Below are 12,628 nucleotides of genomic sequence, written 5' to 3'. Positions count from 1 at the left end.
CCGCGCAATGCAGAAAATGCTGATGGCGCCCGCGCGCGGTGTGGCTTCCGCTCGACGGCATATGCGCCTAAAACGCTCGCTCCTGACGCTCATGCCGGAGTCTGCCGTGTCCGAACAGAACAGCTATGTGCCGCCCAAGGTCTGGACCTGGAACAAGGCCAGCGGCGGCCGCTTCGCCAACATCAACCGGCCGATCGCAGGTCCGACCCACGAGAAGGAATTGCCTGTCGGCCGTCATCCCTTGCAGCTCTATTCTCTGGGAACGCCGAACGGCGTGAAGGTCACCGTGATGCTCGAGGAGCTGCTGGCGCTGGGCCACAGCGGCGCCGAATACGATGCCTGGCTGATCCGGATCGGCGAGGGCGATCAGTTCGGTTCGGGCTTCGTCGCCATCAATCCCAATTCCAAGATCCCGGCGCTGCTGGATCGCAGCGGGCCCGAGCCGATCCGCGTGTTCGAGTCCGGCGCGATCCTGGTCTATCTGGCCGAGAAGTTCGGCGCCTTCCTGCCGACCGAGCCGGCCAAGCGCGCCGAATGCCTGTCCTGGCTGTTCTGGCAGATGGGCGCCGCGCCGTATCTCGGCGGCGGCTTCGGCCACTTCTATGCCTATGCGCCGACCAAGATCGAATATGCCATCGACCGCTTCGCGATGGAGGTCAAGCGCCAGCTCGACGTGCTCGACCGCCGTCTCGCCGAAAGCGAGTATCTCGCCGGCCCCGACTACACCATCGCCGACATCGCTGTGTGGCCGTGGTACGGCGCGCTCGCCAAGGGTTTGCTCTACGAAGGCGGCGAATTCCTCTCGGTGCAGGACTACAGACACGTCCAGCGCTGGACCGACCAGATCGCGCAGCGCACCCCGGTGAAGCGCGGCCGCATGGTCAACCGCGTCTCCGGCGATCCCAAGAGCCAGCTCCACGAGCGCCACGACGCCGGCGATTTCGACACCAAGACGCAGGACAAGATCGGGCAGGGCGGGTAGTTCGGTCGTCGTGTCGTAGGGTGGGCAAAGGCGCGCCTCCCATCATTGTTGGCGTTCACATCTGTGCGACGCGCCGTTCCCACCGCGCTCCCTCACATCAACCGCCGGTGGGCACGCGCCGCCTGATGGCGCCGCTTTGCCCACTCTACGGATGTCAGCCGCTCATCCGGGCTACAAATCCGCCACGATCCAGGCACCCGGGCTAACACCCGTCATTGCGAGGAGCGCAGCGACGAAGCAATCCAGAGTCGACGCGGGACTCTGGATTGCTTCGCTCGCAAGGACGACACGACCCGCGAACCGCCCTTTCGCCGGCACGACTCGCGTGCGCACTCCGTCACCCGCGCGCGGTCTTTCATTTTTGCCGCAGTGCGATGAATCGCGATGGTTTGATCTCTGACATCACGTCTTTTCTTGTCACGAGAGAATCGTGCAACAATCATCTGGCGCCGCAATGCATGCCGTGTGCTGACCAACTCGTCCCGAGGTGATGACCCCTGGCGAGAACCACCACTCCGGAGGGAGACCCATGATCGACAGACGTGATCTGCTCAAGGGAGCGGGGATGGCTGCTTTGCTGGGCAGCTTCGGCGCGACCCGTGCGCTGGCCGGGGAGACGGTGACGTTGCCCTTCGCCAACGGCGAGCGGCCGCTGGTGAAGTATCCGCAGAAGCGGCCGATGATCGGCCTGACCAGCCGGCCGCCGCAACTCGAAACGCCATTCGGGGTGTTCAATGACGGCGTGATCACGCCGAACAATGCCTTCTTCGTCCGCTATCATTTGGCGGGCCTGCCTTACGATCTCGATCCGGACAAGTTCACGCTCGCGATCAAGGGGAAGGTCGACAAGCCGCTCAAGCTGTCGCTCAAGGACATCCGCAAGATGAAGGCGACCGAGATCGTCGCCGTCAACCAATGCTCCGGCAACAGCCGCGGCTTCTTCGAGCCTCGCGTTGCAGGCGGCCAGCTTGGTAACGGCGCCATGGGCAATGCGCGCTGGCGGGGCGTGCCGCTGAAGACCGTGCTCGACATGGCGGGTGTCCAGGCCGGCGCCAGACAGGTCACCTTCGGCGGCATGGACGGCCCGGTGATCGACAAGACGCCGGATTTCGTCAAGGCGCTCGACCTCGATCACGCCATGAATGGCGAGGTGATGCTGGCCTACGGCATGAACGGCGAGGATCTGCCGTTCCTCAACGGCTTTCCGCTGCGCCTGATCGTACCCGGCTACTACGGCACCTACTGGGTCAAGCACCTCAACGAGATCACCGTCATCGACAACGTCTTTGACGGCTTCTGGATGAAATCGGCCTATCGAATTCCGGACACGCCGAACAACGCCGTGGAGCCCGGCACCACGCCGAAAGCGACGATCCCGATCAACCGCTTCACGGTCCGCTCGTTCATCACCAGCCTGGCCGATGGCGCGAAGCTGAAGGCCGGCAGGGCGGTGCTGCGCGGCATCGCATTCGACGGCGGAACGGGGATCAAGCAGGTCGAGGTCTCGACCGATGGCGGCAAGAGCTGGACCGACGCCAAGCTCGGCAGGGATCTCGGGAAATATTCCTTCCGCGAGTGGAAGCTGCCGGTGAAGCTTGCCGTGGGAGCCCACGAGCTCAAGGTGCGGGCCACGAGCAATTCCGGCGAAACTCAGCCGGAGACACCGCGCTGGAATCCGGCCGGCTATCTGCGCAATGTCGTCGAAACCGTCCGCGTCACGGCGGCCTGAGGAGGATGACCATGCAACGGATGTCGTTCCTCATCGCCTCGCTGGCCGCTGGACTTGGTTGCTTGGCGGGCAACCCCATCGCCCTGACCGCAGCGCCCGTCAACTACCAGGTTCCACAGGAGACTGCCGCCTTCAAGCCGGGGCCCGACCTCGCCGTGGTCCAGGGCAACTGCACGGCCTGCCACTCCTCCGACTACATCAAGACGCAGCCGCCGATGCAGAACAAGAAGGAGTTCTGGCAGGCCGAGGTCACCAAGATGATCAAGGTCTATGGTGCCCCGATCGACGCGGCCGATGTCGACAAGATCGTCGGCTATCTGGCCGCGACCTACTGACGGCGTCCGGCCGGGAGCGCTCAGCCGGCGCCCTTCGCCGGCGGGAAATCCATGCGGTCGTCGGTGCGGCAATAGCGGTCGGCGAACATGCGCCCCACGGGGTGGAACAGCTCCATCTCGCCCCGCATCTTCTCGGTGTCCCACAACTCGTCGCGGATGTGGAAGGCGAGGCCCTCGCCGAGCACCAGCACGCGGTCGCCGTTGACGTCGATGAGCTGCCAGGTCCTGCACTCCATCGCGAACGGTGCGTCCGCCAGCCGCGGCACGCCGATCATGCGCGAGGGTGCGAGCTTGAGTCCGAGATGATCGGGCTCGCCGATCTCCGGCGGAAAGTCGCCGCCGGTCTCGTGCATCGCCTGCGCCAGGGGCTCGTCGGTGATGTGGACCACGAACTCGCCTGAGCGGCGGATGTTGACCAGGGTGTCCTTGGTCCGGCCGTCCGGCCGCAGGTTGATCGCGAACACGCAGAGCGGCGGGTCCTCGCCCATCACGTTGAAGAATGAGAACGGCGCGGCGTTGACCACCCCGGTCTCGCCCCTGGTCGTGACCCAGGCGATCGGCCGTGGCAGCACGAAGGAGGTCAAGATCTTGTAGCGCTCGCGCGGGCTGAGATCGGTGGAGAGGTATTCCATGTAGGGGCCTCTGGTGCGTCGGTTCCCCGACCGTAGTGGGCCGTGACGCGATCCGGAAGCCAATAAAGCGGGCAGAGGGTGCGCACATCGGCGTCCTCGCGCGGGAAACTCCATGTTTCCGGGAACGGCTCCGCCAGCGCCACGTTCGGACAGCACAGCAACTACAAATGGAGGTCGCGCCATGAAACCAATGATCAGTCTGATTGCTTGCGCGTTCGCCGTCTCGGCTACGTCCGCGCTGGCGCAGGGCAGCCCGCAGACCACGCCGCCGCCGAGTGTGCAGAATTCCGGAGCAGGCATCCAGGGCGCGCCCGGCAACAAGAACGGACCGGGCACTGAGACGACAGGCGGCACGGTCGGCTCGTCCACGATCAACCGCCATAATCCGGACGTCAGCGCTCAGGATCCGTCGAATATCAAGGGAATGCCGGGGAATAAGAACGGCCCGCCGGCCAAGAAACCGCAGAACTGACGGCTGCGATGGCGGCTGCGCGATTGCGCCGCTGCCATGCGCATGCCGCCCCGCCGACGTATCGTCAGATCAGGGCAGGGCCGCTGCGCCGTTGGTGACGATCAGATTGTCGGTGTCTGCCGGTGCGAGCTCGCTGGTGGTGTCGCCGCCGAGATATTTGTCGAGCGTCGCCTGGATCCGCTCCCGCGCCGTATAGGGACCGCGATCGCTCATCCAGGTGTGCTGGAACTCGGTCTTGATGATGTCGATGCCGCTCTTCTTGCCGACCTGCGATGGCAACACGCCGGGATCGGTCTTGAACTGCGGATCGTCGGAGCGGAACGACAGGATCTTCAGCTTGTCCCGGATCACGAAAGGCACCCGCAGATTGTCGAGCGTCACAACCTGCGAAACGATGTTCGGATGCTCCTTGGCGAAATACATCGCGGTGTCGCCACCGTTGGAATGGCCGACCAGGGTCAGATGCTCATAGTCGGCATTCGGATGGCGCTTCTTCATCTCCTTGAGCACGCACAGGATGTTGGCCTCACCCTTCTTGTAGACGTCGAGCCGGCCGACATAGGGCATGCCGACCTTGGTGACGAGCGGCGGATCGCTCGGCAGGTCCTGCTGAACGCTGGCGACGAGATAGCCGCGCGCGGCGAACACGTTCGCGAGGAAGGAGTACTCGGTGTTCTTGACGGTGTTGCCGTTGCTGATGATCGCCACCGGGAGCCGCCACAGCCCGGCATTGGCCTTCATCTCGTAATCCGTGCGCACGGCCACGTCGACCGTGATCGGCCGCTGCCGCTCGGCATCGAAAAACTCACGGCTCTCGTGCTGGATGCCCCACTTCGCAATAGCGAAATAGCCGGCCACAGTCAGGGCAGACACACAGGCCAAAACCGTCACGCCTCGCTTCATGGCTTCCTTCCCCTCGGCTTCTCCTCGTTATGTGATGAGGGACAACGCCGAGGTCACGAGGCCGTGGCAGCCTGGACAGCATTAAATTTCGGAAATCTTGGAATACGGATGTGGAACAAATCCGGGTTCGGCGGACCGGCGCACCGGCCCACCGGTCGCTGCTGCCAGTCAGAAGGCGGTATAGCCGCCGTCGATCACGAAGCAGTCTGCGGTGTGATAGGACGACGCCTTGCTCATGAGGTAGACGGCGATGCCGCCGAAATCCGACGGCTCGCCGAAGCGGCGCACCGGGATGCGCGGCATGACGTTGGCGACGAACTTCTCATTGCCCATGATGCCCGCGGTCATGTCGCTCCTGATCCAGCCGGGCAGGATCGCATTCGCGGTGACGCCGTGGCGTGCGAGCTCGACCGCGAGCGCGCGGCACAGCGCGTTGATCGCGGCCTTGGTCGCGGCATAGTGCTCGTTGCGCGCGGTGCCGAACAGCGAGGCGAGGCTCGAGGTGGCGACCAGGCGGCCGAACGCATCACCGGTCTCCGCCCGGGCCGTCATGTGCCGCGCGGCAGCCTGGAAGGCGTGGAAGACGCCGTCGAGATTGGTCGCGAACATCGTGCGCCATTCCTCCTCGCTGCGCTCGATGAAAGGCTTGCGGCCGCCGCCGCCGATGCCCGCATTGGCGAAGCAGCCGTCGACGCGGCCGAAGGCGTCGAGCGTCGCTTGCATCGCGTCGTTGACGGAAGCAGGGCTCGTCACGTCGCAGACGCGGGTGTCGACCTTGCCGGGACCAGCCGCCATCGAGGCCGCGGCTGCCTTGTTCTTCTCGGCGTTGCGGCCCCAGATCGAGACGTTGCAGCCACTGGACGCAAGTGCCTGGGCGATTCCGAGGCCTATGCCTCCATTGCCGCCGGTGACGACGGCCACGCGGCCGGTGAGGTCGAACATGCTCATGGGGTTCTCTCGGACGTTTCCGTGATGATGTGAGTGCGCTGCGCGCCGCTTCGGTTATTGGGATGATCCAACCATGGACAAGCGCAGCGCAAAAATCAAATATGCTGCACGAACCGGGCGATGCAGCGAATTTCCGCCGTAAAGAATGCAGCGCTCGAAAAGCTCTTGAGAGGAAACCATGCAGTTCAAGCACGTCACGCTCGATTTCGACGGGCCCGTCGCCGTCCTCACGCTCGATCATCAGGAGGTGATGAACGCGGTCTCGATCGACATGCTGGGCGGGCTCGCCGAGGCACTCGACGAGATCGAGGAGAAGAAGGCGGAGGTGCGTTGTCTCGTCGTCACCGGCGCGGGACGCGCGTTCTGCACCGGTGCCAATCTGCAGGGCCGCAACACGCAGGCCAAGCCCGGCCGCAGCAATGCCGGCGCCGCGCTCGAGACCGCCTTCCATCCGTTCCTGCGCCGCCTGCGCAACCTGCATTGCCCGATCGTGACGTCGGTCAACGGCCCGGCCGCGGGCGCCGGCATGAGCTTCGCGCTGATGGGCGACATGATCCTGTGCGCCAAGTCCGCCTACTTCCTGCAAGCCTTCCGCCGCATCGGCCTCGTTCCCGATTGCGGCTCGACCTGGCTGCTGCCGCGCCTTGTCGGCAAGGCGCGCGCGATCGAGCTGTCGCTGCTCGGCGAGAAGCTGCCGGCCGAGACGGCACTGCAATGGGGGCTCGTCAATCGCGTCTATGACGATGCGGCGCTGAAGGAGGAAACGATGAAGCTCGCGCATGAGCTCGCCAATGGCCCGACGGTCGCATTGTCTCAGATCCGCAAGCTGTATTGGGACAGTCCCGAGAACTCGTTCGAGGACCAGCTCAACGCTGAATTCCAGGCGCAGCGCGTCGCCGGCAGCACGTCGGATTTCAAGGAAGGCGTCACCGCGTTCCTCGAGAAGCGGCCGGCCAAGTTCAAGGGCCAATGATCGAGGCCGAGCTGTCCCGCTGCGTCGCCTCGTTCATGCCGGGGGCGACCGGCGTGCACGGCGCCGCAAAGCTCTCCGGCGGCGCCAGCCAGGAGACGTGGCGCTTCGACATCGTCCATCCCGCGGGCGATGTCGGTGCGATCTTGCGCCGCTCGCCGAAGGGCTATGGCGCCGCGCCTGGCCGCGCCGCCGGGCTCGACAACGAGGCGGCGCTGATGCGGCTGGCGCGTGCCGCCGGGGTGCCGTCGCCCGAGGTGCTGCACCTGCTGACGCCGGAGGACGATCTCGGCGCCGGCTTCATCATGCGCCGCGTCGAGGGCGAAACCATCGCGCGCAAGATCCTGCGCGATGCCGAGTTTGCCGAGGCGCGCCCCCGTCTCGCGCGCCAGCTCGGCGGCATCGCCGCCGGCATCCACGGCATTCGGCGCGAGGCACTGCCGGCGTTGCGCGAGATGAACGCGGTCAGGGAGATCGCGGAGCTTGCGCGCGAATATCAAAGCTTCGACTGGCCGCGCCCGGTGTTCGATCTCGCGTTGCGCTGGCTGTCGCACAATGATCCCGGCCCCTCGGCGGAGGTCACGCTGGTGCACGGCGATTTCCGCAACGGCAATCTCATCATCGGCCCCGACGGCGTGCGCGCCGTGCTCGACTGGGAGCTCGCCCATCTCGGCGATCCCATGGAGGATCTCGGCTGGATCTGCGTCAACTCCTGGCGCTTCGGCGAGATCGACAAGCCCGTCGGTGGATTCGGCTCGCGCGAGGAGCTGTACGCGGGCTACGAGGCCGCTGGCCGCAAGGTCGATGCCGGCAGGGTGAAGTTCTGGGAGGTCATGGGCACATTGCGCTGGGGCGTGATGTGTTGCGGCATGATGCAGCGGTTTCGCTTGGGTCCCGACCACTCGATGGAACGCGCCATGATCGGCCGCCGCGCGTCGGAGACAGAGATCGATCTGCTGCGGCTGCTGGCGCCGCGGGGAGAGGGCTGATGCAGGACGAACCGACTCCGACCGAGCTGGTACAGGCGGTGGCCGATTTTCTGCGCAACGATGTAGCCCCGCTGATCTCGGGACATCAGGCGTTCAAGCTGCGCGTCGGCATCAACGCGCTCGATCTGGTCGTGCGGCAATTGACACAGGCAGCGCCCGCGGAGGCTGCAGAGCATGCGCGTTTGAAGGATTTGCTGGGACAGGACGGTGCCTTGCTCGACCTCAATCGCGCGCTGGCGGAGCAGATTGCGAGCGGTGCTGTCGATCTCGCGACGCCGGGTCTGAAGGAGCATCTCTGGCAGACCACGCTCGACAAGCTCGCCGTCGATCAGCCGAACTACGCATCCTACAAGCGCGAGGCGGGGAGGCACGAATGACGTGTAACTCTCCGTCGTCATGGCCGGGCTTGACCCGGGCATCCATCCTCTCACGAATCTGCCGCGGGACGTGGATGGCCGGGTCAAGCCCGGCCATGACGGAGTGGAGGCAGACCCGCGCTGTCATTCCGGCGCGCGACGCAGTCGCGAGCCCGGAATCCATAGGCACGATCGTGGTTATGGATTCCGGGCTCGCGCTGCGCGCGCGCCGGAATGACGAGCTCGGTGAGGCTCTACCGCCCCAGCCACTTGGGCGGCCGCTTCTCCGAAAACGCCTTCGGTCCCTCGATGTAGTCCTGCGAATGAATCATCGCCTGCACCGCCGGATAGTCGCGCTGCTCGGTGATCGCCTGCTCCAGCGACACCGCCAAGCCCTTCTCGATCGCCTGCTTGGAGGCGCGGATCGACATCGGCGAGTTCCTGGCAATGGTCTCGGCCCAGCGCTCGGCGGCCGCCAGCGCCTCGCCCTGCGGCACCACCTCGTTGACGAAGCCGAGCTCGTGGCCCTCGCGCGCGCCGACATGGCGGCCCGTGAGGATCATGCCCATCGCGCGCTTCATGCCGATCTGGCGCGGCAGCCGCTGCAGGCCGCCAGCGAGTGCGGCGAGACCGACGCGCGGCTCGGGCAAGGCGAAGGTGGCATTCTCAGAGGCGATGATCAGGTCGCAGGCCAGCGCGATTTCGAAACCGCCGCCCATGGCGACACCGTTGACGGCGGCGATCAGCGGCTTGTCGCAATCGAAGCGCGACGTCAGTCCGCCGAAGCCGCTTCGGCCCCAGCCGCGCTTGCCGCCGGCCGCCTGCCATTTCAGGTCGTTGCCGGCGCAGAACGCCTTGTCACCCTCGCCGGTGACAATCGCAACCCATTGCTCGGGATCGGCAGCGAACCCGTCGAACACCGCCTCCAGCTCGTAATGTGCGTCGGTATGCAGCGCGTTGTAGACCTCGGGACGGGCAAGGGTGACGATTGTGATCGGCCCCTTGCGCGTGACCTTCGAGAATTTCAGCTCCATCGACCGTTCCTCCTGGTTTCTGATTGGCTGCCGTGCGCGAGCTTAGCGCCTGCGCCGCGTGCGCGGTCATCCAAATACGCAACCGCGCTGCGCGCCACAAGCACGCGGCGGCGGGCTGGCCTGACCAAGATCAAGAACAACAACGACACGCACAGGGAGACGCGCCATGGATTTTTCCTTGCCCAAGGAACTGATCGCCTATCTCGACGAGCTCGACCGCTTCATCGCCGCCGAGATCAAGCCGCTGGAGCAGGCGGACGACAACATCCGCTTCTTCGATCATCGCCGCGAATGGGCGCGCACCGATTTCGAGAATGGCGGCCTGCCGCGGCATGACTGGGAGCAGCTGCTGCGCAAGGCCAAGGACCGCGCCGACGCGGCCGGCCATCTGCGCTTCGCGATCCCGAAACGCTATGGCGGCAAGGACGGCTCGAACCTCTGGATGGCGGTGATCCGCGAGCATTTCGCGTCGAAGGGCCTCGGCCTGCACAACGACCTGCAGAACGAGCATTCGATCGTCGGCAATCTGCCAATCGTGACCATGCTCGACCGCTACGGCCGTGACGACCAGAAGGCGATGATCGACGGCTCGATCACCGGCAAGTACCGCATCACCTTCGGCCTGACCGAGCCGCATCACGGCTCGGACGCGACCCACATGGAGACGAAGGCGGTGCCGGCGACCCGCGACAACGTCAAGGGCTGGCTGATCAACGGCGAGAAGATGTGGACCACGGGCATGCACGTCGCCACGCATTGCGCATTGTTTGCGCGCACCTCGGGCAATGACGGCGATGCGCGCGGCATCACCTGCTTCCTGGTGCCGGCCAAGACCGAGGGTGTGAAGGTCGAGGAATATCTCTGGACCTTCAACATGCCGACCGACCATCCGCGCGTCAGCTTCACCGACGTGTTCGTGCCGGAGGACGCGCTGTTCGGCGAGGTCGGGCGCGGGCTGTCGCTGGCCCAATGCTTCGTGCACGAGAACCGCATCCGCCAGGCGGCGAGCTCGCTCGGTGCGGCCGTCTACTGTATCAACGAGAGCGTGAATTACGCGCGTGAGCGCAAGCCGTTCGGCAAGGCGCTGGCCGAGAACCAGGCAATCCAGTGGCCGCTGGTGGAGCTGGCGACCCAGGCCGAGATGCTGCGGCTGCTGATCCGCAAGACCGCGTGGGAGATGGACCAGCTCACCCAGGCGCAGGTCGAGCACACGCTCTCCGACAAGGTGTCGATGTGCAACTACTGGGCTAACCGGCTGTGCTGCGAGGCCGCCGACCGCGCCATCCAGGTGCATGGCGGCATGGGCTATTCGCGCCACAAGCCGTTCGAGCACATCTACCGCCACCACCGCCGCTATCGCATCACCGAGGGCAGCGAGGAGATCCAGATGCGCAAGGTGGCGGGGTTCCTGTTTGGCTATATGGGGGCGAACAAGCGGTGAGGCGGGATTGATCCGCGCGCCGTCGTGGTGCGGGACACGAAGCAATTCAGAGCCTCGGTGCGGCCCCTGGATTGCTTCGGCGCAAGGGCGCCTCGCAATGACGGTGTGGAGAGAGTGCGCGCTCTCTCCACGTCATCGCGAGCGCCAGCGACGCGATCCAGGCTGTCGCAACGAGAACACCGCCGGTTGTCAATTCACCTGCCGGTCCTTGCCCGCCCAATATGGGTCGCGCAGATTCCGCCGCAGGATCTTGCCGGAGGGATTGCGCGGCAGGGCGTCGAGGAAGTCGACGGTCTTCGGCGTCTTGAAGCCGGCGATGCGGGTGCGGGTGAAGTTGATGATGTCGGTCGCGGTCGCCTGCTTGCCCGGCTTCATCACGACGATCGCCTTGACAGCCTCGCCCCATTTCTCGTCGGGAATGCCGATCACGGCGGCTTCGGCGACGTCAGGATGATCGCAGATCGCGCTCTCGACCTCGGCCGGATAGATGTTCTCGCCGCCGGAGATGATCATGTCCTTGATGCGGTCGTGGATGTAGACGTAGCCGTCCTCGTCCATGTAGCCGGCATCACCGGTGCGCAGCCAGCCGTCCCTGCCAAGCGTGCGTGCGGTCGCCTCCGGCAGGTTCCAGTAGCCGGTCATGTTGGAGCCGGAGCGGGTGGCGATTTCGCCGACCTGCCGCGGCGGCAGCGGATTGCCCAAGGGATCGATGATCGCGACTTCGACGCCCGGCAGCGGCTTGCCGGCCGAGCGCATCCGCTCCAGCCCTTCGACGTGATCCTCGGGCGGCAGCGCGATGATGGTGCCCGTGGTCTCGGTCATGCCATACATCTGCACGAAGCCGCATTTGAACACCTCGATGCATTCCTTCAGCAGCGCCGCGGGGATCGGCGAGGCGCCGTAGAGCATGTATTTGAGCCGCGAGAAATCGACCTGCCGCGCGCGCGGCTGCCGCACCACGAACTGCATCGCGGCGGGCACCATGAACAGCTTGGTGATGCCGGACTGCTCGAAGAAGTCGAGGATCTTCGTGGGATCGAACTCGCGCGCGATGACGCCACGGGCGCCGTGGTAGAGGCTCATCAGGCCCCAGCCGGAGCCGCCGATGTGGAAGATCGGCATCGCGATCAGCGAGACGTCGTCGGTCGACCATTTGTTCCAGTCCGGTTTCTCCTCGGGATTGCCGGTATTCACCAGGTTGAGGAAGTTCGCGTGCGACAGCATCGCGCCTTTCGGCTTGCCGGTGGTGCCGGACGTGTAGAGCTGCAGCGCGATGTCCCGCGGCGTGATCGCCACGCCAGGATCGTCGGCACTCTGCGCGTCGCGCCAGGCCGTGTAGTCCTGCCATTCCGGCGCGCCGCCTTCGGTCGTGATGATGTGCCGCACGCTCGGAATCTGGCCGCGGATGTTGCGGATCATCGTGATGAACTCGGGACCGACGAACAGGGCAGGCGCCTTGCAGTCCTCGACGATGAAGGCGACCTCGGGACCGGCGAGGCGCCAGTTCACCGGCGCCATCACGACGTTGGCCTTCATGGCGCCGACCAGCAGCTCGAAATAGATGTCGCTGTTCTTGCCGAAATAGGCGATCCGCTCGTGCTGTTTGATGCCGAGCGCCTTCAGCGCGTTGGCGACCTGGTTGGTCTTGCGGTCGAATTCGGCGAAGCTGGTGACGCGGCCTTCGAACTCATATGCGGTGGCGGAGCCCAGCGTTTGCGCTCTGTCGCGCACGACGTCGACGAGCGTCGACGTTGCCGTCGAGACGGACATGTTTCCCCTCCGATTACGTCTTTTTCTTTGTTCGATGTCTTGTCGTGGTCCTCGCCCCGGATTGCGC

13 protein-coding genes are annotated in these 12,628 nt (G+C 65.3%); 8 read left to right on the top strand and 5 right to left on the bottom strand.

The features are described from left to right. Window positions 1-106: 106 nt before the first annotated feature. From yghU to ACQR2C_RS28575, 3 genes are all read left to right on the top strand, one after another. A complete protein-coding gene (yghU, locus tag ACQR2C_RS28585) occupies window positions 107-982 on the top strand; it encodes a glutathione-dependent disulfide-bond oxidoreductase (protein ID WP_316183439.1) in 876 nt (291 codons plus the stop codon). Window positions 983-1,511: 529 nt separating this feature from the next. Beyond that, window positions 1,512-2,711, top strand: coding sequence for a molybdopterin-dependent oxidoreductase (locus tag ACQR2C_RS28580; RefSeq protein WP_434882603.1), 1,200 nt, complete (start codon window positions 1,512-1,514; stop codon window positions 2,709-2,711). Between the two features lie 5 nt (window positions 2,712-2,716). Then, window positions 2,717-3,046 (top strand): cytochrome c, encoded by a 330-nt coding sequence (locus tag ACQR2C_RS28575; protein WP_434882602.1) that lies wholly within the window; start codon window positions 2,717-2,719, stop codon window positions 3,044-3,046. A gap of 20 nt (window positions 3,047-3,066) precedes the next feature. Here ACQR2C_RS28575 and ACQR2C_RS28570 read toward each other — a convergent pair whose 3' ends face one another. After that, on the bottom strand, window positions 3,067-3,678 hold the full coding sequence (locus ACQR2C_RS28570; protein WP_434882601.1) for a flavin reductase family protein: 612 nt from the start codon (window positions 3,676-3,678) through the stop codon (window positions 3,067-3,069). 181 nt (window positions 3,679-3,859) lie between these two features. Between ACQR2C_RS28570 and ACQR2C_RS28565 the strand changes: the two genes are divergently transcribed. Beyond that, window positions 3,860-4,150 carry a hypothetical protein gene (locus ACQR2C_RS28565; RefSeq protein ID WP_315801309.1) on the top strand — a complete coding sequence of 97 codons (291 nt, stop codon included), beginning with the start codon at window positions 3,860-3,862 and terminating at the stop codon, window positions 4,148-4,150. Between the two features lie 69 nt (window positions 4,151-4,219). Here the strand turns inward: ACQR2C_RS28565 and ACQR2C_RS28560 are convergent, their stop codons facing one another. Further along, entirely contained in the window at window positions 4,220-5,053 is an 834-nt protein-coding gene (locus tag ACQR2C_RS28560) for an alpha/beta hydrolase (RefSeq protein ID WP_434882600.1), read from the bottom strand. A gap of 168 nt (window positions 5,054-5,221) precedes the next feature. Next, window positions 5,222-6,001 (bottom strand): SDR family NAD(P)-dependent oxidoreductase, encoded by a 780-nt coding sequence (locus ACQR2C_RS28555; protein WP_434882599.1) that lies wholly within the window; start codon window positions 5,999-6,001, stop codon window positions 5,222-5,224. 178 nt (window positions 6,002-6,179) lie between these two features. Here ACQR2C_RS28555 and ACQR2C_RS28550 point away from each other — a divergent pair, with 178 nt between their 5' ends. Genes ACQR2C_RS28550 through ACQR2C_RS28540 form a run of 3 tightly spaced genes read left to right on the top strand, consistent with a single transcriptional unit; the run spans window position 6,180 to window position 8,337 of the window. Then, window positions 6,180-6,974, top strand: a complete 795-nt coding sequence (locus ACQR2C_RS28550; protein WP_315801306.1) for an enoyl-CoA hydratase/isomerase — start codon at window positions 6,180-6,182, stop codon at window positions 6,972-6,974. Continuing rightward, the gene (locus ACQR2C_RS28545) at window positions 6,971-7,960 is read left to right on the top strand and encodes a phosphotransferase family protein (protein WP_315801305.1); all 990 of its coding nucleotides are present in this window, start codon (window positions 6,971-6,973) and stop codon (window positions 7,958-7,960) included. The genes ACQR2C_RS28550 and ACQR2C_RS28545 overlap by 4 nt, the downstream gene beginning before the upstream one ends. Further along, the gene (locus ACQR2C_RS28540) at window positions 7,960-8,337 is read left to right on the top strand and encodes a DUF6285 domain-containing protein (RefSeq protein ID WP_315801304.1); all 378 of its coding nucleotides are present in this window, start codon (window positions 7,960-7,962) and stop codon (window positions 8,335-8,337) included. The genes ACQR2C_RS28545 and ACQR2C_RS28540 overlap by 1 nt, the downstream gene beginning before the upstream one ends. A gap of 233 nt (window positions 8,338-8,570) precedes the next feature. On the opposite strand, the gene ACQR2C_RS28535 is transcribed toward ACQR2C_RS28540, so the two are convergent. Next, the gene (locus ACQR2C_RS28535) at window positions 8,571-9,350 is read right to left on the bottom strand and encodes an enoyl-CoA hydratase-related protein (RefSeq protein WP_316218527.1); all 780 of its coding nucleotides are present in this window, start codon (window positions 9,348-9,350) and stop codon (window positions 8,571-8,573) included. 166 nt (window positions 9,351-9,516) lie between these two features. On the opposite strand from ACQR2C_RS28535, the gene ACQR2C_RS28530 reads away from it, so the two are divergent. Beyond that, on the top strand, window positions 9,517-10,791 hold the full coding sequence (locus ACQR2C_RS28530) for an acyl-CoA dehydrogenase family protein (protein ID WP_434882598.1): 1,275 nt from the start codon (window positions 9,517-9,519) through the stop codon (window positions 10,789-10,791). A gap of 189 nt (window positions 10,792-10,980) precedes the next feature. Here the strand turns inward: ACQR2C_RS28530 and ACQR2C_RS28525 are convergent, their stop codons facing one another. Beyond that, complete coding sequence (locus ACQR2C_RS28525; protein WP_315801301.1) at window positions 10,981-12,561, bottom strand: fatty acid--CoA ligase; 1,581 nt, start codon at window positions 12,559-12,561, stop codon at window positions 10,981-10,983. Between the last annotated feature and the right edge of the window lie 67 nt (window positions 12,562-12,628).

The sequence above is a fragment of the Bradyrhizobium sp. HKCCYLRH3061 genome (genome assembly GCF_051168015.1).
Taxonomy (GTDB): domain Bacteria; phylum Pseudomonadota; class Alphaproteobacteria; order Rhizobiales; family Xanthobacteraceae; genus Bradyrhizobium.
The sequence above is the reverse complement of the archived record's forward strand: the minus strand, read 5'-3'. Positions and strand labels throughout refer to the sequence as shown.

Coding starts and splice junctions, on each gene's coding strand:
- ACQR2C_RS28565 (WP_315801309.1), top strand. CDS start 3,860: ATGAAACCAATGATCAGTCTGATTGCTTGCGCGTTCGCCGTCTCGGCT.
- ACQR2C_RS28540 (WP_315801304.1), top strand. CDS start 7,960: ATGCAGGACGAACCGACTCCGACCGAGCTGGTACAGGCGGTGGCCGAT.
- ACQR2C_RS28550 (WP_315801306.1), top strand. CDS start 6,180: ATGCAGTTCAAGCACGTCACGCTCGATTTCGACGGGCCCGTCGCCGTC.
- ACQR2C_RS28575 (WP_434882602.1), top strand. CDS start 2,717: ATGACCATGCAACGGATGTCGTTCCTCATCGCCTCGCTGGCCGCTGGA.
- ACQR2C_RS28530 (WP_434882598.1), top strand. CDS start 9,517: ATGGATTTTTCCTTGCCCAAGGAACTGATCGCCTATCTCGACGAGCTC.
- ACQR2C_RS28555 (WP_434882599.1), bottom strand. CDS start 6,001: ATGAGCATGTTCGACCTCACCGGCCGCGTGGCCGTCGTCACCGGCGGC.
- ACQR2C_RS28560 (WP_434882600.1), bottom strand. CDS start 5,053: ATGAAGCGAGGCGTGACGGTTTTGGCCTGTGTGTCTGCCCTGACTGTG.
- ACQR2C_RS28580 (WP_434882603.1), top strand. CDS start 1,512: ATGATCGACAGACGTGATCTGCTCAAGGGAGCGGGGATGGCTGCTTTG.
- ACQR2C_RS28545 (WP_315801305.1), top strand. CDS start 6,971: ATGATCGAGGCCGAGCTGTCCCGCTGCGTCGCCTCGTTCATGCCGGGG.
- ACQR2C_RS28535 (WP_316218527.1), bottom strand. CDS start 9,350: ATGGAGCTGAAATTCTCGAAGGTCACGCGCAAGGGGCCGATCACAATC.
- ACQR2C_RS28525 (WP_315801301.1), bottom strand. CDS start 12,561: ATGTCCGTCTCGACGGCAACGTCGACGCTCGTCGACGTCGTGCGCGAC.
- ACQR2C_RS28570 (WP_434882601.1), bottom strand. CDS start 3,678: ATGGAATACCTCTCCACCGATCTCAGCCCGCGCGAGCGCTACAAGATC.